This window comes from Pseudomonas sp. NDM (genome assembly GCF_003105095.1).
GTDB lineage: Bacteria > Pseudomonadota > Gammaproteobacteria > Pseudomonadales > Pseudomonadaceae > Aquipseudomonas > Aquipseudomonas moraviensis_A.
Genome location: NZ_QETJ01000009.1, coordinates 56,902 through 79,084 on the forward strand (window position 1 = coordinate 56,902; position 22,183 = coordinate 79,084).

General features: G+C 59.1%; 19 protein-coding genes and 1 pseudogene. 9 read left to right on the forward strand and 11 right to left on the reverse strand.

Annotation, left to right across the window (positions count from 1 at the left end):
• Positions 1 to 54 precede the first annotated feature (54 nt).
• On the forward strand, positions 55 to 768 hold the full coding sequence (locus tag DCO47_RS04290; RefSeq protein WP_116657536.1) for an HNH endonuclease: 714 nt from the start codon (positions 55 to 57) through the stop codon (positions 766 to 768).
• Positions 769 to 1,085: 317 nt separating this feature from the next.
• Entirely contained in the window at positions 1,086 to 2,072 is a 987-nt protein-coding gene (locus DCO47_RS04295) for a hypothetical protein (RefSeq protein ID WP_116657537.1), read from the forward strand.
• 3 nt (positions 2,073 to 2,075) lie between these two features.
• Here DCO47_RS04295 and DCO47_RS04300 read toward each other — a convergent pair whose 3' ends face one another.
• The 3 genes from DCO47_RS04300 to DCO47_RS04310 form a co-directional block, all read right to left on the reverse strand.
• Positions 2,076 to 3,212: a hypothetical protein gene (locus tag DCO47_RS04300; RefSeq protein ID WP_116657538.1), complete on the reverse strand. Its 1,137-nt coding sequence runs from the start codon at positions 3,210 to 3,212 to the stop codon at positions 2,076 to 2,078.
• 66 nt (positions 3,213 to 3,278) lie between these two features.
• Complete coding sequence (locus tag DCO47_RS04305) at positions 3,279 to 3,998, reverse strand: hypothetical protein (RefSeq protein ID WP_116657539.1); 720 nt, start codon at positions 3,996 to 3,998, stop codon at positions 3,279 to 3,281.
• 77 nt (positions 3,999 to 4,075) lie between these two features.
• Positions 4,076 to 4,891: a sulfite exporter TauE/SafE family protein gene (locus DCO47_RS04310; RefSeq protein ID WP_116657540.1), complete on the reverse strand. Its 816-nt coding sequence runs from the start codon at positions 4,889 to 4,891 to the stop codon at positions 4,076 to 4,078.
• Between the two features lie 112 nt (positions 4,892 to 5,003).
• Between DCO47_RS04310 and DCO47_RS04315 the strand changes: the two genes are divergently transcribed.
• Together DCO47_RS04315 and DCO47_RS04320 are read left to right on the forward strand one after the other, a co-directional pair.
• Entirely contained in the window at positions 5,004 to 5,771 is a 768-nt protein-coding gene (locus DCO47_RS04315) for a helix-turn-helix transcriptional regulator (RefSeq protein WP_116657541.1), read from the forward strand.
• A 93-nt stretch (positions 5,772 to 5,864) separates the two neighbouring features.
• Positions 5,865 to 6,182, forward strand: a complete 318-nt coding sequence (locus DCO47_RS04320) for an XRE family transcriptional regulator (protein WP_116657542.1) — start codon at positions 5,865 to 5,867, stop codon at positions 6,180 to 6,182.
• 36 nt (positions 6,183 to 6,218) lie between these two features.
• Here the strand turns inward: DCO47_RS04320 and DCO47_RS04325 are convergent, their stop codons facing one another.
• The gene (locus DCO47_RS04325) at positions 6,219 to 7,274 is read right to left on the reverse strand and encodes an MBL fold metallo-hydrolase (RefSeq protein ID WP_116657543.1); all 1,056 of its coding nucleotides are present in this window, start codon (positions 7,272 to 7,274) and stop codon (positions 6,219 to 6,221) included.
• A gap of 211 nt (positions 7,275 to 7,485) precedes the next feature.
• Here DCO47_RS04325 and DCO47_RS04330 point away from each other — a divergent pair, with 211 nt between their 5' ends.
• Positions 7,486 to 8,094: a TetR/AcrR family transcriptional regulator gene (locus DCO47_RS04330; protein ID WP_064364902.1), complete on the forward strand. Its 609-nt coding sequence runs from the start codon at positions 7,486 to 7,488 to the stop codon at positions 8,092 to 8,094.
• Positions 8,095 to 8,338: 244 nt separating this feature from the next.
• Entirely contained in the window at positions 8,339 to 9,658 is a 1,320-nt protein-coding gene (locus tag DCO47_RS04335; RefSeq protein WP_116657544.1) for a PAS domain-containing methyl-accepting chemotaxis protein, read from the forward strand.
• Positions 9,659 to 9,762: 104 nt separating this feature from the next.
• Here the strand turns inward: DCO47_RS04335 and trxC are convergent, their stop codons facing one another.
• Positions 9,763 to 10,197 (reverse strand): thioredoxin TrxC, encoded by a 435-nt coding sequence (gene trxC, locus DCO47_RS04340; RefSeq protein WP_071174171.1) that lies wholly within the window; start codon positions 10,195 to 10,197, stop codon positions 9,763 to 9,765.
• A 200-nt stretch (positions 10,198 to 10,397) separates the two neighbouring features.
• Here trxC and DCO47_RS04345 point away from each other — a divergent pair, with 200 nt between their 5' ends.
• The gene (locus DCO47_RS04345; RefSeq protein ID WP_116657545.1) at positions 10,398 to 10,787 is read left to right on the forward strand and encodes a type II toxin-antitoxin system HigA family antitoxin; all 390 of its coding nucleotides are present in this window, start codon (positions 10,398 to 10,400) and stop codon (positions 10,785 to 10,787) included.
• Positions 10,788 to 10,793: 6 nt separating this feature from the next.
• Here DCO47_RS04345 and selO read toward each other — a convergent pair whose 3' ends face one another.
• From selO to DCO47_RS27495, 5 genes and pseudogenes are all read right to left on the reverse strand, one after another.
• Positions 10,794 to 12,257, reverse strand: a complete 1,464-nt coding sequence (selO, locus tag DCO47_RS04350; protein WP_116657546.1) for a protein adenylyltransferase SelO — start codon at positions 12,255 to 12,257, stop codon at positions 10,794 to 10,796.
• A gap of 48 nt (positions 12,258 to 12,305) precedes the next feature.
• Complete coding sequence (gene mscK, locus DCO47_RS04355; protein ID WP_064363220.1) at positions 12,306 to 15,659, reverse strand: mechanosensitive channel MscK; 3,354 nt, start codon at positions 15,657 to 15,659, stop codon at positions 12,306 to 12,308.
• A gap of 34 nt (positions 15,660 to 15,693) precedes the next feature.
• Positions 15,694 to 17,436 carry a potassium/proton antiporter gene (locus DCO47_RS04360; protein WP_042608725.1) on the reverse strand — a complete coding sequence of 581 codons (1,743 nt, stop codon included), beginning with the start codon at positions 17,434 to 17,436 and terminating at the stop codon, positions 15,694 to 15,696.
• Between the two features lie 322 nt (positions 17,437 to 17,758).
• Positions 17,759 to 18,631: a methyl-accepting chemotaxis protein gene (locus tag DCO47_RS27490; RefSeq protein ID WP_371919857.1), complete on the reverse strand. Its 873-nt coding sequence runs from the start codon at positions 18,629 to 18,631 to the stop codon at positions 17,759 to 17,761.
• A gap of 30 nt (positions 18,632 to 18,661) precedes the next feature.
• A pseudogene (locus tag DCO47_RS27495) lies at positions 18,662 to 19,384 on the reverse strand (MCP four helix bundle domain-containing protein); the annotation flags it as partial.
• Between the two features lie 277 nt (positions 19,385 to 19,661).
• Here DCO47_RS27495 and DCO47_RS04370 point away from each other — a divergent pair.
• Both DCO47_RS04370 and DCO47_RS04375 read left to right on the forward strand, forming a co-directional pair.
• Entirely contained in the window at positions 19,662 to 19,892 is a 231-nt protein-coding gene (locus DCO47_RS04370; protein WP_016772015.1) for a hypothetical protein, read from the forward strand.
• Positions 19,889 to 20,191, forward strand: a complete 303-nt coding sequence (locus DCO47_RS04375) for a cell division protein ZapA (protein WP_116657547.1) — start codon at positions 19,889 to 19,891, stop codon at positions 20,189 to 20,191. The genes DCO47_RS04370 and DCO47_RS04375 overlap by 4 nt, the downstream gene beginning before the upstream one ends.
• A gap of 182 nt (positions 20,192 to 20,373) precedes the next feature.
• On the opposite strand, the gene DCO47_RS04380 is transcribed toward DCO47_RS04375, so the two are convergent.
• A complete protein-coding gene (locus DCO47_RS04380; protein ID WP_116657548.1) occupies positions 20,374 to 22,176 on the reverse strand; it encodes an acyl-CoA dehydrogenase in 1,803 nt (600 codons plus the stop codon).
• Positions 22,177 to 22,183 lie beyond the last annotated feature (7 nt).

Genomic DNA, 22,183 nt, shown 5'->3' on the forward strand with positions numbered 1-22,183 from the left:
CAGCAGTAATGGCCACTCAGTATCGTCCGAGGGTTTTCAACCCTCGGCGATTTTATGAGCGACAAGAAAAAAGATACTGACTGGACTGTGGCTGAGATTGAGGCAGCGGTTGATGCCTACCTGAAAATGTTTGAGCTTGAGCGAATCGGCCAAAAATTTAACAAAGCACATGAGAATCGCGTGATGCGTGCATCTGCGTTGCGCAACCGTACTGAAGGCTCAGTCGAATTCCGCATGCAGAACATCTCTGCCGTTTTATTGAGAATGCATAGGGAATACATCAAAGGGTACAAGCCAGCCAGAAACGTTGGGGCCAACGTTGAGCCAGCCATCCGAGCAGTGTTGATTGCCAAAGGGGTCACGCTTGGGGATCCAACGGTTGCGACTGCGGATGAAGAAGCACTAGAGCAGAGAGCTCTGGCGCTAGAGAAACTGCCTCTTGAAGATGAACCTGCTGGGATTGTGAAGCCGATGCGCGCTCCCGCCCAGAGCACTGCATTTATACGTGACCCGAAGGTTAGAGCCTGGGTTCGTCAGAAAGCCAAAGGGATATGTGAAGGGTGCGGTGAACCGGCGCCATTCACTAAAAATGACTCGCCTTACCTTGAAGTTCATCACGTGAAGCATTTGGCGAATAAGGGATCTGATCGAATCAGCAACGCTGTAGCACTTTGTCCGAACTGTCATCGGCGCTGCCATCACTCGAATGACAGCAAAGAGTTCACCGAGTCGCTTTATGACAGGGTTAAACGGTTGAAGCGTGAGTAACTGAGCCAAAATTCCGTGACGAGGGAGCTTGCTCCCGCTCGACTGCGCAGCAGTCGCCAGGCTCATAGTTCAATCTGTCTAACCCATCGCATTTGCCAGTTTTGGGACTGCTTCGCAGCCCAGCGGGAGCAAGCTCCCTCGCCACAGGGGGATATGTGGCCTGCAATTGCGGTGTGATTATCGAAATCTGGTTGGTGCCGAGAATCGCCAGCAGGCTAGCTCCCACAGGTTTTGCATCATCCTGAAAACAATCAGTGCAACCCGCCCCGCCTCCCGCTATTAATACCCCTCCCCCACTCAAGGATCCTCGCCCCACCATGAAATTCGATCTCGCCTACTGCCTCAGCCTCGACGACAAGTTGTCGATCTATGATGTTCGCGATCTCAATTTCGATGAGACGGTGGCGTTTGACTCGGCGAAGGAACACTTCCAGTGCCCCAACGATGCCTGTCGTTCGGCGTTCGAGGCTTCCAACGAGTTGGGTACGTTCAACGCCAAGAACGTGAACTACGTGCGCACGCCGCACTTCAAGAATCTGCCCACTACGCAGCATGTGGCGGGTTGTCCGTATGTGAGTTTGAAGGCGTCGGCGTCGGGTGTTGAGACGGTGGATGGCGAGGTGGATGACGGTCGTGAGGAACACTTCCCATCGGAGCTGTTGCTGACCCGGCGTGAGTATGTGCGCAAGCCTGTCGCGCCAGCGGGGGCGGCGGATGTGTTGCGCGATGATCCGGTGCGGGTGGCGGCGGACAGTGGTAAAGAGTCAGCCAGTCGTGAGACGGCGCCGGACAAGACCAGTGTGTTTGCGCATCCGGTGGAGTGCTTTGTTTCGAACTTCGCGGACAAGGAGTTGCTCAAGCGGATGCCGTTGAAGGTCGGTGGGCATTCGGCGCCTTACAGTTCGTTCTTCAAGAAGATCGAGTATCTGACGGACAACAAGGGGCTGATTTACTGGGGGCGGATCAAGAAGATCGAGGATTTCCACAGTGCCAGTTTTCGTATCGATTTCGAGGACAAGGTCTGGTTCAAGAAGCCCGAGGACAGTAAGAAGAAGCCGTATCCGGTCAGTGTTTATCTGAACAAAAAGCTGATCGACAACTACCGCAAGCGCAAGGCGTTTCTGGAGGAGATCAAGTACGCGGTGGATAGCGACAAGGCGTTGTTCTGTTTCTTCTATGGGGTGACGCCGGAGTTGAAGCAGGTGCCCGGCAAGAAGAACCCCGAAAAGCCTTTCGAGGTCTTCAATGCCAATATCGAGAACCTGGATCACTTCATTATTCGTGAAGCGCCGGGTCTGGAATGAGAGTTAGCTTTCGGGCAGTTGCAGTTTCACGGCACCCGGATGCTGCTTGAGCAGACCATAGGGTAGAACGCCCCACTCGACGTATCCGCAAACTGCCATGACATGCGGATAGGACGGTAAAAAGGTGACGCCGTTTTCTCCGAACTGCCACGTAGGAAATTGCCAGTGTTCTGGCTCGTCATAGCCGCAATCATCTTCGCCCTCAGCGACCACGGTCATTTCGGTAGGGTAGCGCTTCGACAATTGTGCGACGAGCCAAGGGGCGAGTTCTTTGGCGCGGTAATTGGAGTTTTCCTCCGATGATGTGTCAGGTGATTCTTCACGATGCAGCGGCTCGCCCTGCCCCACCCACAGCACATCTTCAAGGCTCAACAGTTGCCCTGTCCGCGCATCGAAGTTCAGCGATTCATTATTTTGATCAGGATACGCACCGCCGCAATAATACTCGGTGGAAACTCGCACGCTCATGACTGAAGACGACATCCACAGCGGCTGCGCGGATTGCCTGTAACTCCCCGAACAACCGAAATGCTGCGACACTTCGCTCCATAACCGCGCCCTCAAATATTGATTGATGCGTTCCTGCGCTGCCGGGGCGTAACCCGATACCACTTCAAACAGCGAAGCCCCCGACTTCGGCTCGCTCCACCATTGCAGGGTGTAGCCCATGAAGGTTTCGGTCTTGCCTTTTTTCAACAGCAAACCCTGAAGCCGCAGGTATTCGTAGGACTGTGTGTCGTGCAGTTGCGCCAGATAAGGCGCGGCATCTGCAGGAAGATCAGGAAGCCTGGCGGGTTGTAAATCCACTTTTAGCGTTTTTCCGGAAGGGGCTTTCCACTCGCCGCTCCAACCGCTGAGTGTGGGCAGCAAGCGCAAGGTCGGGCGCGAGTCGTCCATTGCGGCGCCTTCCAGCATCACCAACGCATTGCCCTCTTTACTAGTTTCCAGCGCAAGGTCGGTTCGGTATTTTCGGTAAAAATAACGTCCTTCGTTGTAGCGCGCGTCGAGTTCAACAACAATCGCGGCTTTACCCAAGGTGCCGGTGAAGACTTGCCTACTGTCTTCGGCCCAGACGCGCGGTGAGAGACATAAAGCTACAAGTGCTAAAACCAAGTTGATGCGCAACAGTCCAAGATGCATCGTTTCATCCTTGAATGAGCGGGCCGTTGCCCGTAAAAAAGCGTCGCAGGTGGTGACGGGCCAGACTCAATTCCTCGAACTCTGCCTCTCATACTCTTGCATAAAAGCCCTGCGCTCCATCTCCGCTATTTCCCGTGCGACTTGATGCCGACGCTCTTTCGCAGCATGCAGCTGGACATCATCGAGAAAGCAATAATGGCGCAGCCAGTGAAGCGTCATCTCCTCGTCCGGGAAGTAGTAGGACTTGACTCCCTTGCTGTTTCTCGGCGTGTCGTTCATTTGTTCATCGAATACCATCGCCGTGACTTCATCGGGCGGCAAGCAACCCGTTCCAGCCACCTTGCTTCGGAAGCACCAGGCAATTTCATCAATGTGTTTTTGCGCGCTGCGATGGCCGCGCCGATAGAATCGCTGGTGCTCACAAGTCTGTAGCATCCGCGCCAACATCAGCTGGGTGTCCAGCCATTGTCCGAGACCATGGTTCTGGGCATTGATCATCAGTCCATTCACCCAACGCTCGGTGAAGCGCACAACGAACCCGTGATCGTCGGCTTTTTTCGCGTTAGCCAGGATCACGCAATAGCGGGTTTTGATGTGCAGGACCAACAATACATGTTTGCGCTGCACAGTGATCGCATGGACCAGCCACTGTTCGTCCGCGCCGTTCAGCTCATCATCCTCAATAACCGATGACGGCGGTTTGGTGTCCACCGGCGTGATCGTTTTGCCTTTATGAACACGGCTGAAAAACTTGCTGGCGGCTTCGGTGCAATTGAAGATCAACATCCTGGTTCTCTGCTGGTGACTGGCGGGCAACGCTCAGTCGCCGATTCTGATTTCTTTCGCCCGCACCAATCAACGATTCATTTGAGGGAAATGCTCAGCAGCACGATGACGAGCAATCCAATATAGACCCAGGCATGCACCCCATCCGGTATCCGCCCAATCCATCGCGCAGCCAATCTGATCCCCAGCAACGAGCCAACCGTCAGCACTGCGAACGCCAGCACATGGACATACCCGATATACCAAACCCCCAGATCAGACTCAGTGAAACCGGCCAGCGCCATGTACGTCAGGGTGCCAGCCAGCGCCACTGGCACGCTGAGCGGATTGGCCATGGACGTCGCTTGCGACATGCTCAGCCCGCAACGGCGCAGCAGCGGCACGGTCATGACGCTTCCTCCTACGCCGAGGAACGTCGCGATGGCGCCAATGCCTACACCGCCGGCGGATGTTTCCGTTGAGGTCAGTTGCCGTGGGATCGTGGCGTGGGGCTGTGTGAGAAATCCGCGGCGCAGCAGGCAATCGACGATCGTCACGCCCAGGTAGGCGATGAAGGCGTAGCGGATCACTTCGCCGCTGACCCACATGGCGGCGATGGCGCCGACGACCGCGCCCAGGCCGATAAACCCGCCCAATGGCCAAAGGTAATCCCGAATGAGATTGCCCGCGCGCTGGTGTTTGCGTGTGGCGATCAGGGCGTTGACGATCATTACGCAGGTCGAGGTGGCCACGGCGATGTGCATGGCCGATTGCGCGATAGGGTCGGCGGCTGCGTGTGTGGCGGTGAGCATGCGGTAGAGCAGCGGCACGATGACGAAGCCACCGCCGAAACCGAAGAGCACGGCGCTGATACCGGTGAGGCAGCCGAACAGTGTAAGCAGGAGGTAGAACATGGCGAGCGTCCAGGGTTGGGAAGCCCACGACATTAGAGTGACACGCACTGGCCGGCTTCAGTAGTTCAGCCAATAATGTTCGCGTTTACGCCAATCGCCGGAACCACGCCTGATGCGCAATATTTCGATCAATCAGCTCGATGACACGCCTCGCACGGTTGTGGCTATCGGGACCGATTATTCCCACGGCCACCTACTTCCGTTTCATACGCATAGACGTGCGCAATTGCTTTACGGCGCCACCGGTGTGATGCAGGTCAGCACTCAGAATGGCAACTGGGTGGTGCCGCCGCAACGCGCGGTGTGGATTCCGCCGGGCGTGGCCCATGAGGTATTGATGCTCGGGGTGAGCACGCGCAGTGTGTATATCGAACCGGGCAAGGTGGATCTGGGGTCGGACTGCCAAGTGCTGAATGTCACGCCGCTACTGCGGCACTTATTGATGGAAGCAGTAGACGTGCCGCTGACGTACGACGAGTCCGGACGTGACGGTGTGCTAATCAATTTGCTGTTGCATGAACTGACACGCAGTGCACCCCTTCCCCTACACATTCCTATGCCTGCCGAAGGAAAGCTCCTCAGTCTGTGTCAGACCTTTCTGAACATGCCCAATACCCATCAATCCCCGCAGCATTGGGCAGACCAGTTACACATAAGCTTGCGTACCTTTAACAGATTGTTTCGGCAGCAGACCGGGCTCAGCTTCCGCCAATGGCGACAGCAAGCCTGCGTGGTGCAGGCACTGGCACGGTTGGCAGCGGGGGAAGCGGTGACGCGGATTGCCCTGGACTTCGGCTATGAAAGTCCGGCGGCCTTTTCAACAATGTTTCGGCGAGTGCTCGGTGAGGCACCGTCCGTCTGGTTGGAGGCGGCGAACTAGGCAAATTCATAAATTGCGTTTGATCCCGGCCGAAAACAACTGTACAAAAACACAGTACATTTTCAATCAGCACTTTTGAGCCCGGAGCACACCATGGCCTCTCTTGCGATGAACCACGTCCTCGAACGCATTGCCCTCTTCCAGTTCACCCCGACCCACTGCGTCCAGGCCCGCGCCATGCTGGGCTGGAGCGTTGAACAACTGTCGCGCGAGGCCGAGGTGGCAGTGGCAGATATTCAGCGATTCGAAGCGCAGCAGGACGTGGCGGATGCCGCGAAGCTGGCACTGGCTTATCGGTTTGAAGCGCAGGGATTGGTGTTCTTTCCGGGGTTCGCACCGGGGCGCAGTGTCAGGGCGCAGGGTATGGCGGGGGAATCGGTGGGGCGTGGGGATTTTGCGATGGCTGAATAAGCTGGCGAGGGGGATGCCCCTCACCAACTGAGCAATTCATGCGTTCTCTAACACCGCTTCCCCCTCCTCTTCCACCGCCATCCACCAAGCGCTCCCCCGTTCTGGATGCGCAATGTTGAACGCTTCACCCATCCGCGGTGTGGTAATCGCGATGCTGCGTTCCCATGCGAGGGCGAGGATGCGGTCGAAGGGTTCGTGCCAGGCGTGCATGGCCAGGTCGAAGGTGCCGTTGTGGATCGGGAAGAGCCAGCGGCCTTTGAGGTCGATGTGGGCTTGCAGGGTTTCTTCCGGTTGCATGTGAACGTGGGGCCATTCGACGTTGTAGGCACCGGTTTCCATCAGGGTCAGGTCGAACGGGCCGTACTGTTCGCCGATGCGTTTGAAGCCGTCGAAGTAACCGCTGTCGCCGCTGAAAAAGATGCGTGTGTCGCCGTCGATCATCACCCATGACGCCCACAGCGTGCTGTTGCCGTCGAACAAACCCCGGCCGGAGAAGTGCTGCGACGGTGTGGCGATGAAGCGGATGCCGGCGAGTTCGGTGCCCTGCCACCAGTCGTACTGGCGCACCTTGCTGGCGTCGATGCCCCATTTGATCAGGGTGTCGCCCACGCCCAGCGGGGTCAGGAAGTACGTGGTTTTGGCGGCGAGTTTGCGTACCGCTTCGTAGTCGAGATGGTCGTAATGATTGTGCGAGAGGATCACCGCCTCGATCGGCGGCAACTGGTCAATGCTGATCGGTGGCTGATGAAAGCGTTTCGGACCCGCCCACTGCACGGGCGAGGCGCGCTCGGCGAAGACCGGGTCGGTGATCCAGAACTTGTCGCGCATCTTCAGCAACAGGGTTGAATGCCCGAGGCGATAGACGCTGTGGTTGGGCGCTGCGAGCAGATCTTCGCGCGTCAGCGGCTGCACGGGAATGGCGGCGGTCGGACGGGTGTTGCGCGGTTTGTGGAAAATCATGTTCCACATGATCCGCAGCATTTTGCGCAGGCCTTCGCGTTGCACCGGCGCGTGATTGCGAAACAGCCCTTGATCCTGTCGAGAGGCTTCAGGCGTGGGAGTGTTATCCGGGAGGGAGACTGGATTGGCCATGACTGAACGACTCCGAAAAACCGTGTGCTGCACGGTATTCCACGGGGAATGAAAATGGCCAAGCTGCACGCAAAGGCCAAACGCTCTGGTTTGTAAGGTGCGAGGATTAACGCAACATTACACTGAGCGGTGTAGTTTCTAGGTTGCATCAAAGCCGTCGCCAAGTAAACTGCCGAGTGTAATTTCCTCCCTTCTCTGCCGAAGCCCGCTCATGACCGCTCCACAACGCCTCACCGACCGCAAACGCGAAGCCATCATCCAGGCGGCGATAGCCGAATTCCGTGCCCATGGGTTCGAAATTACCAGCATGGACAAGATCGCCGCCACGGCCGGCGTGTCGAAGCGTACGGTGTACAACCACTTCCCGAGCAAGGAAGAGCTGTTCGCCGAAATCCTCAATCAGCTGTGGGCGCGGATCATTGCCGAGCCATCGGTGCGCTATAACCGCGAGCAACCACTGAGCGAGCAATTGCGGCAAATGTTGCGCGAGAAAGTGCAAATGATGGCCGACGAGAATTTCCTCACCCTCGCGCGGGTCGCAATCGCCGCAACCATTCATTCCCCCGAGCGCGCGCAGAACATGATCGAGCGCATGGGCGAGCGCGAGGAAGGCCTGACTGTCTGGATACGCGAGGCGCAAGCCGACGGCCGGCTCAAACCGGTGGATCCCGAGTTCGCTGCGCATCAGGTGCAAGGTTTGCTCAAGGCGTTTGCATTCTGGCCGCAGATCTCGCTCGGACGCGCAGCCCTTGATCCAGACGCGCAGGACTCGGTTGCCGAGTCGGCGCTGGAGATGTTCCTGGCGCGATATCAACGCTGACTTACTTTGTAGCCGAGGCAGGTCGCGAAACGCGTACAACTAATTTAGCAAAAAGTTATACAAACTCGGCAAAAATTCCTTTCTTGTACAACTTTATGAAGTTTTGTATAAGTAGCCATCTGCCAGTAACGGAACGCTGGCATTGAGCAGTCACCGCCGAAATGCCGCCTGTGCATTTCGGTCTGCCGGCGCAGGAATAGGGACTGAATCCTTTTGATTTTCCCCACTCCCGAGTATCGCAAGCATGTTTTTCAATCGCCACAAAGCCGCCCTCGAAGAACTGCAACACACCGTTTTTGACCAAGCTGCAATGCTCGAAGCGATCAACCGTTCAATGGCGGTGATCGAGTTCGATCTTGATGGCGTGGTGTTGCGTGCCAATGACAATTTCCTCAAGACCATGGGTTACACGGCTGCCCAGGCAATCGGCCAGCCACACCGGCATTTCTGCACGGCGGAATTCGGTCGTAGCGCCCAATACACTGAGTTGTGGTCGCGCCTGAAAAACGGCCAGTTCCAGTCCGGCACCTTTGAGCGGGTCAACAGCCAAGGCCAGCCGATCTGGCTCGAGGCCAGTTACAACCCGATCAAGGATGCATCGGGACGGGTGATCAAAGTGGTCAAGTACGCGATGGATGTCACCAGCAAAGTGCAGCAGGAAAACGAGGCCAACGCCAAGTTGCAGGCAATCGATCGCGCGATGGCAGTGATCGAGTTCGATCTAGAGGGCAACATTCTTACCGCCAACCAGAATTTTCTCACGCGTATGGGTTACAACCTCGCGGAGCTCAAGGGCCAGCATCACCGTTTGTTCTGCACCCCGGCGCTGGTCAACAGCAGCGCCTATCAGGATTTCTGGCGGCGCCTGAATCAGGGAGAGTTCTTCCACGGTCAGTTCGAACGCGTGGACAAACGCGGCCAGACCGTGTGGCTGGAGGCCAACTACAACCCGGTCTACGACGCTTCGGGGCGCTTGTACAAAGTGGTCAAGTTCGCTTCGGACGTCACCGCCCGTGTCGAACAACACGAGCAGGACGCGCGTAGTGCCAGTACCGCTTATCACATCTCGGTGGCGACGCGAAAAGTCGCGGAGCAAGGTACGCAAGTAATTCAACAGGCTGCCAGCGAAATGCGCGAAATCGCCGAAGACATCAGCCAGTCTTCAACATTGATCGCGCAACTGGGCGACCGCTCCGAGCAGATCACCGCCATCGTCAACACCATCCGCGCGATTGCCGATCAGACCAACCTGCTCGCCCTCAACGCAGCCATCGAAGCGGCACGCGCCGGTGAACAGGGGCGCGGTTTTGCCGTGGTCGCCGATGAAGTGCGGCAACTGGCGGCGCGCACCAGCGGCTCCACTGCCGAAATTTCCAACATGATCAGTCTGATCCAGAGCGAAACACGGCAGGCGATCAAAAGCATGCAAGGCACCCGCGACCGCGCGGCCGAAGGCGTGGAACTTGCCAATCAGGCCGGGACGGTGATTCTGCAGATTCGCGACGGCGCCAGTGAGGCCGTGGATGCGGTGAGCATGTTTGCCAATGAGCGGGTGCCAGGGTGATGGGAACTGACATCGGTTCGTGGTCTTATGGGAATTGCGGCTGGCGATGAACCGAGGTGCCGCCTTCGCGAGCAGGCTCGCTCCCACAGGGTGATCTGGTTGTGTCAGATGCCTTGGCTACGCAGCCAAGCCATCAACTGCGGCAACGGAAGCGCCCCACTCTGGCGCGCCACTTCCCTGCCGTTTTTAAACAGAATCAGACTCGGAATCGAGCGAATCCCCAACTGTGCCGACAACTGCTGGTTCGCCTCGCTGTCGAGCTTGGCCAGTCGACACTTGCCCGCCAACTGCGCCGCGGCCTGTTCAAACACCGGCGCAAACGACTTGCACGGCCCGCACCACTCGGCCCACACATCTACCAGCAACGGCAGATCACCCTTGATCTGACTGGCGTAATCACCTTGCTTGAGTTCGAAGGGTTTGCTCAACAGCACCGCAGACTTGCAGCGCCCGCATTTGGGCTGGTCAGCCAGGCGCTCGGCGGGGATGCGGTTGAGGCCGTTGCAGGTGGGGCAGGGGATGAGGAGTGGGGTGGTCATGATGGGCTCTCGGGCAGGAAGTCTTTGAAGACTGATCTGGAGTCGAAGTCGCGATTATCAAGTAATTGTTCTGTAAGTCATGACCTTCTTTATTTGAGGAAAGCGCCTACGCATATCGGTGTGGAGGCTGACTATCTGGATTTCATCGAGTCGGTAATCTTGTGCAGCCCTCAACGATATTTCTCTTGGACTTCCATGCAATGACCACCAAGACTGCGAAACGCTTTTCCCTCTCCGAGCTTTTGCGTAGACCGGACGACGAAGACGACTACGACGCTCTGGTATCGGCAATTGACGAACTGCTGGAAATTACCGGCGATGATGAGTCGCACCCGTTGATGAGCTTGGTGGACATCATCGGTGACTGGATCGAGGAATGGGATCGCACCCATCACCCCATGGCTAAGGCAAGTGGCGAAGAGGTTCTCGGTTACATGATGCGCGAGCACGGCCTGACCCAGAGCGATTTACCGGGTGTTGGTACTCAATCGGTTGTCTCGGAGATTTTGAGCGGTAAGCGCAAGCTCAACTTGCGCCAGATTCGCTGGTTGGCCGAACGTTTCAATGTGCCTATCGACGTGTTCACCTGACCTTGCTCACGACGAACAACTGATCTCCAAATGCTTGCCCCACTCCGGCGGTCGCTCGGCGTAACTTTCCATTCCCGGCTGTTCCTCAAACGGTTTGCTCAGCACCGCATGCAGCCGGCGCACCTCGGAATAATCGCCTTGCTCAGCCGCATCAATGGCCTTTTGCGCCAGGTAATTGCGCAGGATGTACAGCGGATTGACCGCGTGCATCCGCGCGCGGCGTTGTGCCTGATCGGCATCGCCTTCGCGGGCCACCCGGGCGACGTAGCGTTCGCCCCAGGCATCGAAACCCTTGATATCGACGAAGTCATCGCGCAGGCGGGCAATGGCCTGTTCGGCTGAATCTTCACCGAGGCGGCGGAAGAACAGTGTGAAGTCGACGCCGCTGTTCTGCATCAGTTGCAGCAGGTTTTCCAGCAGTTGCTGGTCATCGTCCTCGGCGGTGGTGAAGCCGAAGCGGCGGCGCATCAGGTCGAGATAGTGCGCCTGGAACAGCGGCAGGTACAGGCCGAGGGTTTCACGCAGGGCCTCGACGCTGATGAACGGCGTCAGTGCCTGGGCGAGGGCGCTGAGGTTCCACTGGCCGACCGGCACCTGATTGCTGAACGAGTAGCGGCCCTGATCATCGGAGTGGTTGCAGATGAAATGCGCGTCGAAGTCATTGAGGAAAGCGAACGGGCCGAAGTCGAAGGTGATGCCGAGGATCGACATGTTGTCGGTGTTCATCACGCCGTGGCAGAAGCCATAAGCCTGCCACTTGGCGATCAGTTCGGCGTTGCGCTCGACGATCTCGCGGAACATCGCCAGATACGGTTCCGGTTGCTCAAGGCATTCGGGGAAGTGCATCGCCAGCACATGCTCAGCGAGCTGTTTCTGCTGCTCGGGGCGTTTGGTGTAGTAGAAATATTCGAAGTGGCCGAAGCGGATATGGCTCGGCGCCAGGCGCAGCACCATCGCCGCGCGTTCCTGCTTTTCACGCCAGACGGGCGTGTCGGAGCCGATCACGCAGGCGGCCCGGGAAGACGGAATGTTCAACGCGTATAGCGCTTCGGAAGCGAGAAATTCGCGAATCGAGGAACGCAGCACCGCGCGGCCATCGCCCATGCGCGAAAACGGTGTTTGTCCGGCGCCCTTGAGGTGCAAGTCCCAATGCTCGCCGGCGTTGTTGTAGACCTCGCCCAGCAGCAAACCGCGGCCGTCACCCAGTTGCGGGGTATAGCCGCCGAACTGATGCCCGGAATACACCATCGCTCGGGGTTCGGCGTCGGCCCAGAGTTTGTGGCCGCCGAACAGTTGCGCGAATTCTTCGGTTTCGGCGCTGGCCGCATCGAGATCCAGCAGAGCCAGGGCGGCCGGGCTGGCGACCACCAGACGCGGGTTGTCGATCGGCTCCGGCAGTACGTGCGCAGAGAACGCGTCGCCGAGACGGGCGAAGCGGTTGTCGAAAGTCAGTTCGTCGAGGGCTTTCACGGGCCGGCTCCAGCAGAATGTCCGAGCATTCTGCTGGGATCATGACGGTTAGTCGAGTTTGCCCGGCGGCGGTTCCGACAACGGTTTCTGCCCGTCGACGATCGGCACGATGGTTTTGTTCTCCGGTTCCACCGGCACCATCTTGTATTCCTGGCCGTGCAGATTCTTCAGGTAAACCTCCATCTGCCGGAACGAGATGTTGATGTGCTGCTTCTTGAACTCGCGGTTGATGAAGCGGTTGACCTCGTCGAGCACCGGGTTACGGTCACCCAGATCGCGTACATGCATGCGCAGTTCGTGGTCGAGGGTGCTTTCGCCGAAGTTGAGGAAGTACACGTGCGGCTCCGGTTCCTTCAGCACGCGCGGATTCTCCCGGGCCGCCTTGAGCAGCAGTTCCTTGACCAGGTCCAGATCCGAGCCGTAATCGACGCCGAGTTTCAACGTTACCCGAGTGATGGTATCGGTCAGCGACCAGTTGATCAGTTGCCCGGTGATGAACGTTTTGTTCGGGACAATGATGTCCTTGCGGTCGAAGTCGGTGATGGTTGTAGCGCGGATGCGGATCTTGCTCACCGTGCCCGACAGGTTGCCGATGGTGATGGTGTCGCCGATCCGCACCGGGCGTTCGAAGAGGATCATGATGCCGGAGATGAAGTTGGCGAAGATCTCCTGCATACCGAAACCCAGACCCACCGACAGCGCCGCCACCAGCCATTGCAGCTTGTCCCAGCTGACGCCGAGGGTCGACAGGGTGGTGACAAAACCAACGCCGGCAATCACGTAGGACAGCAGCGTCGTTGTCGCATAAGCGCTGCCCTGGGCCAGGTTGAGCTTGGACAGCACGAACACTTCGAGCAGGCCGGGCAAGTTGCGCGCGAGGGCGAAGGTAATGCCGATGATGATCAGCGCGCCGAGCATGTCGCCGATGCTGATCGGCACCATGCTCATGTTGGCGCCGGTGCCGCTGGTGTATTCGTAGAGGGTGATGTTGTCCAGATACGAGAACACCGAAATCAGGTCCGACCAGACCCAGTACAGCGCCGCGATGAAACCGCCGAGCAGGGCCAGACGAATCAGGCGCAGGGACTGTTCGTTGACCTTCTCGATGTCCAGCGTCGGCTCTTCGATCACCGCTTCGCCGTCGCCCGCCTCCTTCGCCGCCTGCCGTTTCGCCAGCGCGCGCTGGTAAGCCAGACGCCGCGCGGCAACGCTCAGACCACGCACGAAGGTGGCTTCGATGACCAGCCAGAACATCAGCAGGTACAAGGTATTGATCAAGCGGTCGCTGAGTTTCAGCGCGGTGTAGTAGTAGCCGAAGCACACCGCAACAAACAGGGCGATCGGCAGCAGAGTGAACATCACCCCGACGGCTTTGCGGAACAGCGAAGCATTCTGGTGCGTCGGGCTGCTGATCAGCAGGCGACTGAGCAGCCACGCCATCAAGGCGTAGCAGGTCAGCACCACCGGCATGCCAAGCACGTCATCGGCCAGCGCCGCCGGTTGCAACTCGGCAACCGCCACCACCGCGACCAACGCCATCACTACCAAGCCGAGTCGACGTACCCAGCCCTGAAGGAACTCGACCTGCGGTTTCTCCCAGCGGAAGTGCAATTCCGCCACGCCACCCGGCGCGAGGATCCGGTACGCGGTGTAGAACACCAGCCAGGCCTGGCCCATCTGCAACAGCGCCGCGCCCATGTTGGCGTTCTGCCCGCGCGCGTCGATCTGCAAGGCCAGACCGCACAGCGCCAGACCCAGCGCCACCGGCATCGCCAGCAAAATATTGATCAAGATTGCCTGCGGCGTGTGCCATTGGCTGTCGCGCTTGAAGTGGCCGATGTCCTGGTGAACCTTGTTGAGTCTTCCGTACAGCGCCTTGCGTCGCCACAACAGGGCGCCGATCAGCAACGCCAGCGGCAGGAACAACAAGGGGCGCTGGGTCAGGCCGTCGGTCAGTTCGCTCAGGCTCGATGCCCAGGGCAGGGTGTTCACCTGCCGCTCCAGCCGCTCCGGCACACCGCGCATCCATTCCACGTCCAGTGGCTTGTTGCTGGGGATCCAGAACATCTGTTCGTCGAGGGTCGCGCGCAGGCTCTGCGCAGTGCTGAGCAATTGTTTCTGATTGAGCTGCAGGGTGATCGACTCATTGAGCATCGCGCTCAATTCGCGGTTCAGCCGCTCGAGCAGATCGGCGCGAGTGTTGGCCAGATCGAGCAGGCTCTTGCGCAACTGCGGAGTGACCTGCTCCGGCGGCTGCGTGGCCAGCAGATTGTCGACATAGGTCGCCGGGTTGCTGAGCAGTTCGCGTTGCTGGCTGACGTCGAATTGATAGAGGCGAATATCGGCAATCTGGTCGGCGAGGTCGCGGTCGACCTTCAAATGGGGAAGTGCCTGTTTTTGTTTGTAGAGAATCTTGGACAGGAGCAGGCTGCCCTTCAACACGTTGATCTGCTCGTCCAGCGCTGAATCGCTCTGGGTCAGGGTGTCGAGTTGCTGTTTGGTCTGCAGGTTCTGCTGCGTGACTTCGTTGAGACGGTCGGTGCTCTTGAGCAAATAGTCGGAAAGCTTGAGGTTGGTTGCACTCTCGCTCGCCAGCAGGCTGCTGCCCCCGGCCTTCTGCGCTTCGATCGATTGCTGAGTAACGGTTTCCTGCGACTGCGCCAGACGCTTCTGGTTGATCAGGGTCTGCAGTTCCTGGATTTCGCGGTCGAGGCGATCGGATTTCTCCGAGAGCAAGTCATGCTGGGCGTTGCCCAGATCCTGCAATTGAGTGTTGCCGGCCAGTTCCTGACGGCGCAGCGGAATCAACGCATTGAGTGCGGCCAGTTCGGCATTCAACTGGTCGCGCTGTTCGGCGGTGACCGTTTTGCCGGTGTCCTTGCCGGATTTGAGGATGGTGTTGATCTGCTGGATGCGCGTCTGGCTGGCGGAAATCTCTGCCTGAGCACGTTCGGGACGAGTCTGCGCGGTGATGATCAGGCTGTTGGCTTCGGCCAGGGCTTTTTGCAGATCGCTTTGCTGCGTCGAGCGATCGGTGAGGATCTGCTCCAGTTGCTGGATCGACTCTTTCGGAAAACGTTGCGCTACCGGCACCGGTGCAGTGGCTTTGAGGCGGCTCAGTTCGCGGGTGTTTTCAATCGTCAGCTTCGGCGCATTGGCCAGCTGACGCTTGAGATCGATCAGCTTCTGCTCGTAATCACGCTCGTTATTGAGCTGATTGAGGGTGTTCTGCAGGACGGTCTGCAAAGTCTTCTTGTCGGCGTCCGGCAGTTTGCTGTCGGCCAGCTTGTCGAGGCTGGCCTGCACGGCGTCGCTGGACGGTGGTTCGGCAGCATGCAGCGGGCCGACGACAAGACTGAGGCCCAGCAGGGCCGCGGCGAAAAAGGAGCGCAGGGTAGGCATAGAGACCGGTCAAGCAAGTGAGAGTGGAGGCAGTTTAGAGGAAGAGTCCGGGGCCCGGGCGACTTCCTTCGGGGAATCTGACGCCCACTTTGCCGATCTTGTTCCCGTCCATGACCGCGACCGTCCAGTGGGTATTGTTCCACTCCACCTGGTCACCGACGATGGGTGCGCCCCCGACTTTCTGGGCGATGAATGCCCCCAGCGTCATGTCCGGATCGATGCCTTCGGCCGGCAAGCCATACAGCGCTGCAACCGCTTTAAGCTGGGCGTCTCCTTCGAGCACGAAGTCGCCGAAGAAACGCAGATCGAGACCGCGTTGCGGCGCCTGGCTGAACAGTTTGCCGAGGGCCGACAAGTTGTGTTCATGGCCAATAACACACAGCAAATCATCGACTTCCAGCACCGTACTACCCGACGGATGGAGCAGTTGCTGGCCACGAAACAGTGCCGCGATGCGGGTGCCTTCGGGCATTTTCAGTTCACGCAGGGGCGAACCGATGCACCATTTCTCGGCGCCGAGCTTGTAAACGAACAGTTCCCACTCGCTGGTCACGTGCACTTCCAGCGCCGCCCGGGAGATCGGCGCTGGTTCTGGCGGTACCGTCACCTTGAGCAGCTTGGCCACCCACGGCAGGCTCGTGCCCTGCACCAGCAGCGACACCAGCACGATGAAGAACGCGAGATTGAAGTAGAGCTGCGCTTGCGGCAGCCCGGCCATCAGCGGGAATACCGCGAGAATGATCGGCACCGCGCCGCGCAGACCGACCCAGGAAATAAAGGCTTTTTCGCGACCGTGGAAGGCCTTGAACGGCAGCAGACCGACCATCACCGACAGCGGCCGCGCGAACAGGATCATCCACAGCGCCAGACCGAGGGCGGGCAGGGCGATCGGCAGCAGATCATGGGGCGTGACCAGCAGCCCCAGCACCAGGAACATGCCGATCTGCGCCAGCCAGGCCATGCCGTCGAGCATGTGCAGAATGCCGTGGCGGCTGCGCACCGGGCGGTTGCCGATCACCAGACCGCACAGGTACACGGCGAGAAAGCCGCTGCCATGCAGGGCGTTGGTCAGCGCGAACACCACCAGGCCGCCGGCGATGATCAGAATCGGGTACAGGCCGGCCGCGAGGTTGATGCGGTTGACCAGTTGCAACATTACCCAGCCGCCGCCCAGACCGATCACGCCACCAATGCCGAATTCGCGGATCAGGTGGGTCAGCAGGCTCCAGTGCAGGCCGGTCTGGCCGCTGGCGAGCATGTCGATGAGGGTAACGGTGAGAAACACCGCCATCGGGTCGTTGCTGCCGGATTCGATTTCCAGACTGGCGGTGACCCGCTCGTTCAGCCCTTTACCGCCGAGCAACGAGAACACCGCAGCGGCGTCGGTCGAACCGACGATGGCGCCGATCAGCAGGCCCTGAATCAGATTGAGGTCGAACAGCCACGCCGCGGCCATGCCGGTCAGCCCGGTGGTGATCAATACACCGACCGTGGCCAGCGACAGCGCCGGCCATAACGCCACGCGGAAACTCGACACCCGCGTGCGCAAACCGCCGTCGAGCAGGATCACCGCCAGAGCGAGGTTGCCGACCAGATAGGCCGTCGGGTAGTTATCGAAGATGATCCCGCCACCATCGACCCCGGCACTCATGCCGACCGCGAGGATGATGACCAGAATCGGAATGCCGAGACGTGAAGAAAGCGAGCTGACAAGAATGCTTGCGCCTACCAGCAACGCGCCGATCAAGAACAGGCTGTTGATGGTCGTCGCATTCAAAGGCAGTACTCCAGAAGCGTAAAGACGGGGGCACAAACTGACCATGCAGTCTGCGTGCCAGCGATTCTAACCTGTTGAAATGTGATGCTGTCAAAAAGCTTTTCAGGGTGGCATCAGGATTTGCGGCAGGCGGACGATTGCGGCCCTCACCCTAGCCCTCTCCCAGAGGGAGAGGGGACCGACCGCGTTGATCATGCGAGATACATCGACCTGAAGTTCCTGAGTCGAACTCAGGTTTGAACAGCACAGAGATCTGCTCCCTTTCCCCCTCTCCCTCTGGGAGAGGGCTGGGGTGAGGGGCTTTTGACCTTGATCTCAAAATTTACAGGCTGAACCGCCCAACCATGTTGTTCAGATCCAGCGCCAACCGCGACAGCTCGTTGCTCGCCGCACTGGTCTGACTCGCGCCGGTCGCTGATTGCACCGACAGATCACGGATGTTGACCAGATTGCGGTCGACTTCCCGCGCCACCTGCGCCTGCTCTTCGGCGGCGCTGGCGATGACCAGGTTGCGCTCGTTGATTTCGACGATGGCGCTGTTGATCGTGTCCAGGGACATCCCTGCGCCACGGGCGATGTTTAGCGTCGATTCGGCGCGCTCGGTGCTGTTGCGCATCGAATCCACGGCGTGTTCGGTGCCGCTCTGGATGCTGCCGATCATGCGTTCGATTTCGCTGGTCGACTGCTGGGTGCGATGGGCCAGCGCGCGCACTTCGTCCGCCACAACGGCGAAACCACGACCGGCCTCACCGGCGCGGGCCGCTTCGATCGCTGCGTTCAATGCCAGCAGGTTGGTCTGGTCGGCCAGGCCACGAATCACGTCGAGCACCTTGCCGATGTCGCGGGATTCATTGGCCAGGTCGCCGATCAGCGAAGCCGTGCTCTGCACATCGGCGCTCATGCGTTCGATGGCGCTGACGGTTTCCTGCACCAGATCACGACCGTCGCCCGCCGAAGTGGTGGCGTTTTTCGAGGCTTCCGAAGTGCTGACCGCGTTGCGCGCGACTTCTTCGACGGCACTGGTCATCTCGTTGACGGCAGTGGCCGCCTGCTCGATTTCGTTGTTCTGCTGGGTCAGGCCGCGAGCACTTTCGTCGGTGACGCTGTTCAATTCTTCAGCGGCGGAGGCCAGCTGCGTGGCCGACCCGGAAATGCGCTGCAAGGTGTCGCGCAGCTTCGATTGCATCTTGGCCATCGCCGCCAGCAGGCGCCCGGCTTCATCTTCGCCATCGACATGGATCGGCTGGGTCAGGTTGCCTTCGGCGATGGTTTCCGCCGCTTCGAGTGCCTTGGAAATCGGTTTGGTAATGCTCACGGTCAGCAGCCAGGCGAACAGCAAGGTCAAGCCGCTGGCGATCACCAGCAGAGTGACGACCAGATCGAACGACATCGAGTACTGATCCTTGGCGCCCTGATCGGTTTCGGCGATTTGCTGGGTATTGATCTCCAGCAAACGCGCCAGCGCGGTATTCACCGCTTCCGAATTGCTCAGCAAATCGCTGTTGAGCATCTGCCGCAACTCGTCGACCTGATTGTTGCGCGACAGGGTTTTCATGCGCTCTTCAAGCTGACGGTACTGCGCCAGCAACTGCACGTACTGATCGTATGCCGCGCGTTCCTGCGGACCTTCGATCAGCGGCTCGTATGCGCGCTGCGCATCGCTGATCTGGCGGTTGCGCAGGTCGAACAGTTCGATGGTTTTCTGCTGCACATCGGGTTCGCGGTTGATCAGCAAGCGGTAGGACAGCACGCGAAGGCGCAGGGTCAGCTGGGTGAATTCGTCGAGGGCCTTGATCGATGGCACGCTGGCGGTGGCGATGTCTTCGCCGGCCGCGCGGATCTTGCTCATCTGGTTCAGGGCAAACACGCCGAGAATCAACATCAGGCCGCCAATCAGGGCGAAGCCGGTGAACGCCCGTGGGGCGATATTCATATTGCGGAGGGACATGGGCGGATACCGAAAAGGGCCGCATCCATGCGGGCTGAGACTGCTGTATGGGTGACTTATCGGTCATACGACTAAAGTCTTGAGGTGGTGTGCGTATTTGTCGCACACCCGCCTGAGCGACGAAGTGCAGGAACCAGATCGACCAATCACAGTCTTTTAAACTCGCGAGAAGCTTCGCCACCCAGGCAAATCAAGGCCTTGCGCCGGTTTAACCCTGGCATCCGTGGTGACTTTTCTTTATCGTACGCGCCCTTTGAAAAACGCTTGGAAGATCAAAATGTTGGAAGCATCCCTCAGCCAATTGGAACAGCTCGTCAGCGACCTGGTGCAACAGAACCAGACCTTGCTGCAGACCAACCAGACCCTGTCCACGGAACTGGCCCAGGCCAAGGATGAAAACGAAAACCTGCAACTGAACCTGATGGAGCAGGAAGAAAAACACGGCGCCACCGCCGCGCGCATCCAGGCACTGGTCGATCGCGTCAACGCAGGTCCCGTCAGCGCATGAACCACGGCACAGCAGGGGTAAAAGTCATCTCCATTCTTGGCGAGGACTATTCGATCAAGGCACCGGCCGGGGAAGAACAGACCCTGCTGGATGCGGCGATGATGCTCAAGGCCGCGCTGGAAGACACCAAGCGCAAATACCCGACGCTGATCGGCGACCGTTTGCTGGTGTTGGCCGCGATGAATCTGTGCTCGCAGCAGATTGAAATGAAGAAGCAGCACAAAGAAGAACTCGAGCGTTATCAAGAGCAAGTCAGCGCCACGGTCGAGACCATTGCCAAGACGATCAATCAGGGTTGATCGGGTTGCTGGCGTGCAGATGAGTGGATTCACGCTGGGCTGATGTGTCGTCAGCTCCGGCCCTTTCGCGGGCAAGCCCGCTCTCACAGTTATCGTGGTGATTCACTGGGTGTGTGAACGCCACCGAACCCTGTGGGAGCAAGCCTGCTCGCGAAGGTTTGAAGCGCTGAACAGCCGTCGGATCAGAACCACTCCTCGCGCATCGTCAGACACGTATCATCCCGCGCCTCCAGCAAGTCCAGCTCATGCTGGCAGCCCGGCACTTCCCACGTCAGGAAGTACCGCGCCGCCTGCAACTTGCCCTTATAGAAGTCGACATCCGCCGCATGCCCTTTGGCCAGGCCTTCCTCGGCGCGAATTGCCTGTTCCAGCCAGCGCCAGCCGATCACCGCGTGGCCGAACACTTTCAGGTACAGCGCCGAGTTCGCCAGGCTGCTGTTGACCTTGCCCTGGGCCAGATCGGTGAGCAGGCCGATGGTCACGGTTTGCAGGCGGGCAACGAGTTTTTCCAGCGGTTCGCGCAGTGCGCTCAGCGAGTCGTACGCGGTCGCGCGTTGCGCGGTGTTGGCGATCAAGCGAATCAATTGCTTCAACCCGGCGCCACCGTTCTGCGCCAGCTTGCGTCCGAGCAAATCCAGCGACTGGATACCGTGGGTACCTTCGTGGATCGGGTTCAGGCGGTTGTCGCGGTAGTACTGCTCCACCGGGTATTCACGGGTGTAGCCGTGACCGCCAAGAATCTGGATCGCCAGTTCGTTGGCCTTCAGGCAGAACTCCGAGGGCCAGGATTTAACGATCGGCGTCAGCAGGTCCAACAGTTCATGCGCCTGCTTGCGTTCGGCTTCAGTCTCCAGCGTCGTGGTGTCATCGAACAGCCGCGCGGCATACAGGCCAAGATCGAAGGCACCTTCGACGTAGGATTTCTGCGTCAGCAGCATGCGTCTGACATCCGCGTGCTGAATGATCGCCACCGGCGCCGTGGTCGGATCCTTGCTGTCCGGCACCCGACCCTGCGGCCGCTCGCGCGCGTACTCCAGTGAATACAGGTAACCGGCGTAACCGAGCATGACCGCGCCCATGCCGACGCCGATCCGCGCTTCGTTCATCATTTGGAACATGTAGCTCAAGCCGTGGTGCGGCTTGCCTACCAGATAGCCGACGCACTCACCGTTATCACCGAAGTTCAGCGCGGTAGATGTGGTGCCACGCCAGCCCATCTTGTGGAACAGCCCGGCGAGCAGCACGTCGTTGCGCTGGCCGAGGCTGCCGTCGTCGTTGACCAGAAACTTCGGCACGATGAACAGCGAAATACCTTTCACTCCCGGCGGCGCGTCGGGCAGTTTGGCCAAGACCATGTGCACGATGTTTTCCGAGAGCGGATGATCACCGCCGGAAATGAAGATCTTGTTGCCCTTGAGACGATAGGTGCCGTCGGATACGGGTTCGGCGCGGGTACGAATATCCGACAGTGACGAACCGGCATGGGGTTCTGTCAGGGCCATGGTGCCGAAGAAGCGGCCGTCGATCATGGGTTGCAGGAAGCGCTGCTTCTGTTCTTCGCTGCCGAAGCTTTCGATCAGGTTCGCTGCGCCCATGGTCAGGAACGGGTACGAAGTCGATGCGGCGTTTGCCGACTGGAAGTGCGCGAAGCAGGCTTGCGACAGCAGGGTGGGCAGTTGCATGCCGCCGGCTTCGAAACTGCGTGCGGCATTGAGAAATCCCGCCTCGAGGAAGGCATCCACCGCCGGTTTCACTTCGGGGATCAGAATGGCCTGGCCATCTTCATAGCGCGGCTCGTTTTCATCGCCCTTGCGGTTGTGCGGGGCGAAATACTTTTCGGCGATGCTGCGCGCGGTGCCGATGGCGGCGTCGAAAGTCTCGCGATTGTGCTCGGCAAAGCGCTCACGTCGAGTCAGGCCCTCGGCATCAAGGACTTCGTACAGCTCGAAAGCAAGATTGCGGGAACTGAGCAGCGTCTCGGACATGGCGGCT

Excerpts from the sequence above, each read along its gene's own strand:
- DCO47_RS04330 (WP_064364902.1), top strand. The coding sequence starts at position 7,486 with ATGACCGCTCCACAACGCCTCACCGACCGCAAACGCGAAGCCATCATC.
- DCO47_RS27490 (WP_371919857.1), bottom strand. The coding sequence starts at position 18,631 with ATGGCCAAGATGCAATCGAAGCTGCGCGACACCTTGCAGCGCATTTCC.
- mscK (WP_064363220.1), bottom strand. The coding sequence starts at position 15,659 with ATGCCTACCCTGCGCTCCTTTTTCGCCGCGGCCCTGCTGGGCCTCAGT.
- DCO47_RS04375 (WP_116657547.1), top strand. The coding sequence starts at position 19,889 with ATGAACCACGGCACAGCAGGGGTAAAAGTCATCTCCATTCTTGGCGAG.
- DCO47_RS04325 (WP_116657543.1), bottom strand. The coding sequence starts at position 7,274 with ATGGCCAATCCAGTCTCCCTCCCGGATAACACTCCCACGCCTGAAGCC.
- DCO47_RS04290 (WP_116657536.1), top strand. The coding sequence starts at position 55 with ATGAGCGACAAGAAAAAAGATACTGACTGGACTGTGGCTGAGATTGAG.
- DCO47_RS04295 (WP_116657537.1), top strand. The coding sequence starts at position 1,086 with ATGAAATTCGATCTCGCCTACTGCCTCAGCCTCGACGACAAGTTGTCG.
- DCO47_RS04310 (WP_116657540.1), bottom strand. The coding sequence starts at position 4,891 with ATGTTCTACCTCCTGCTTACACTGTTCGGCTGCCTCACCGGTATCAGC.
- trxC (WP_071174171.1), bottom strand. The coding sequence starts at position 10,197 with ATGACCACCCCACTCCTCATCCCCTGCCCCACCTGCAACGGCCTCAAC.
- DCO47_RS04345 (WP_116657545.1), top strand. The coding sequence starts at position 10,398 with ATGACCACCAAGACTGCGAAACGCTTTTCCCTCTCCGAGCTTTTGCGT.
- DCO47_RS04315 (WP_116657541.1), top strand. The coding sequence starts at position 5,004 with ATGCGCAATATTTCGATCAATCAGCTCGATGACACGCCTCGCACGGTT.
- DCO47_RS04300 (WP_116657538.1), bottom strand. The coding sequence starts at position 3,212 with ATGCATCTTGGACTGTTGCGCATCAACTTGGTTTTAGCACTTGTAGCT.
- DCO47_RS04305 (WP_116657539.1), bottom strand. The coding sequence starts at position 3,998 with ATGTTGATCTTCAATTGCACCGAAGCCGCCAGCAAGTTTTTCAGCCGT.
- DCO47_RS04380 (WP_116657548.1), bottom strand. The coding sequence starts at position 22,176 with ATGTCCGAGACGCTGCTCAGTTCCCGCAATCTTGCTTTCGAGCTGTAC.
- DCO47_RS04335 (WP_116657544.1), top strand. The coding sequence starts at position 8,339 with ATGTTTTTCAATCGCCACAAAGCCGCCCTCGAAGAACTGCAACACACC.
- DCO47_RS04370 (WP_016772015.1), top strand. The coding sequence starts at position 19,662 with ATGTTGGAAGCATCCCTCAGCCAATTGGAACAGCTCGTCAGCGACCTG.
- DCO47_RS04320 (WP_116657542.1), top strand. The coding sequence starts at position 5,865 with ATGGCCTCTCTTGCGATGAACCACGTCCTCGAACGCATTGCCCTCTTC.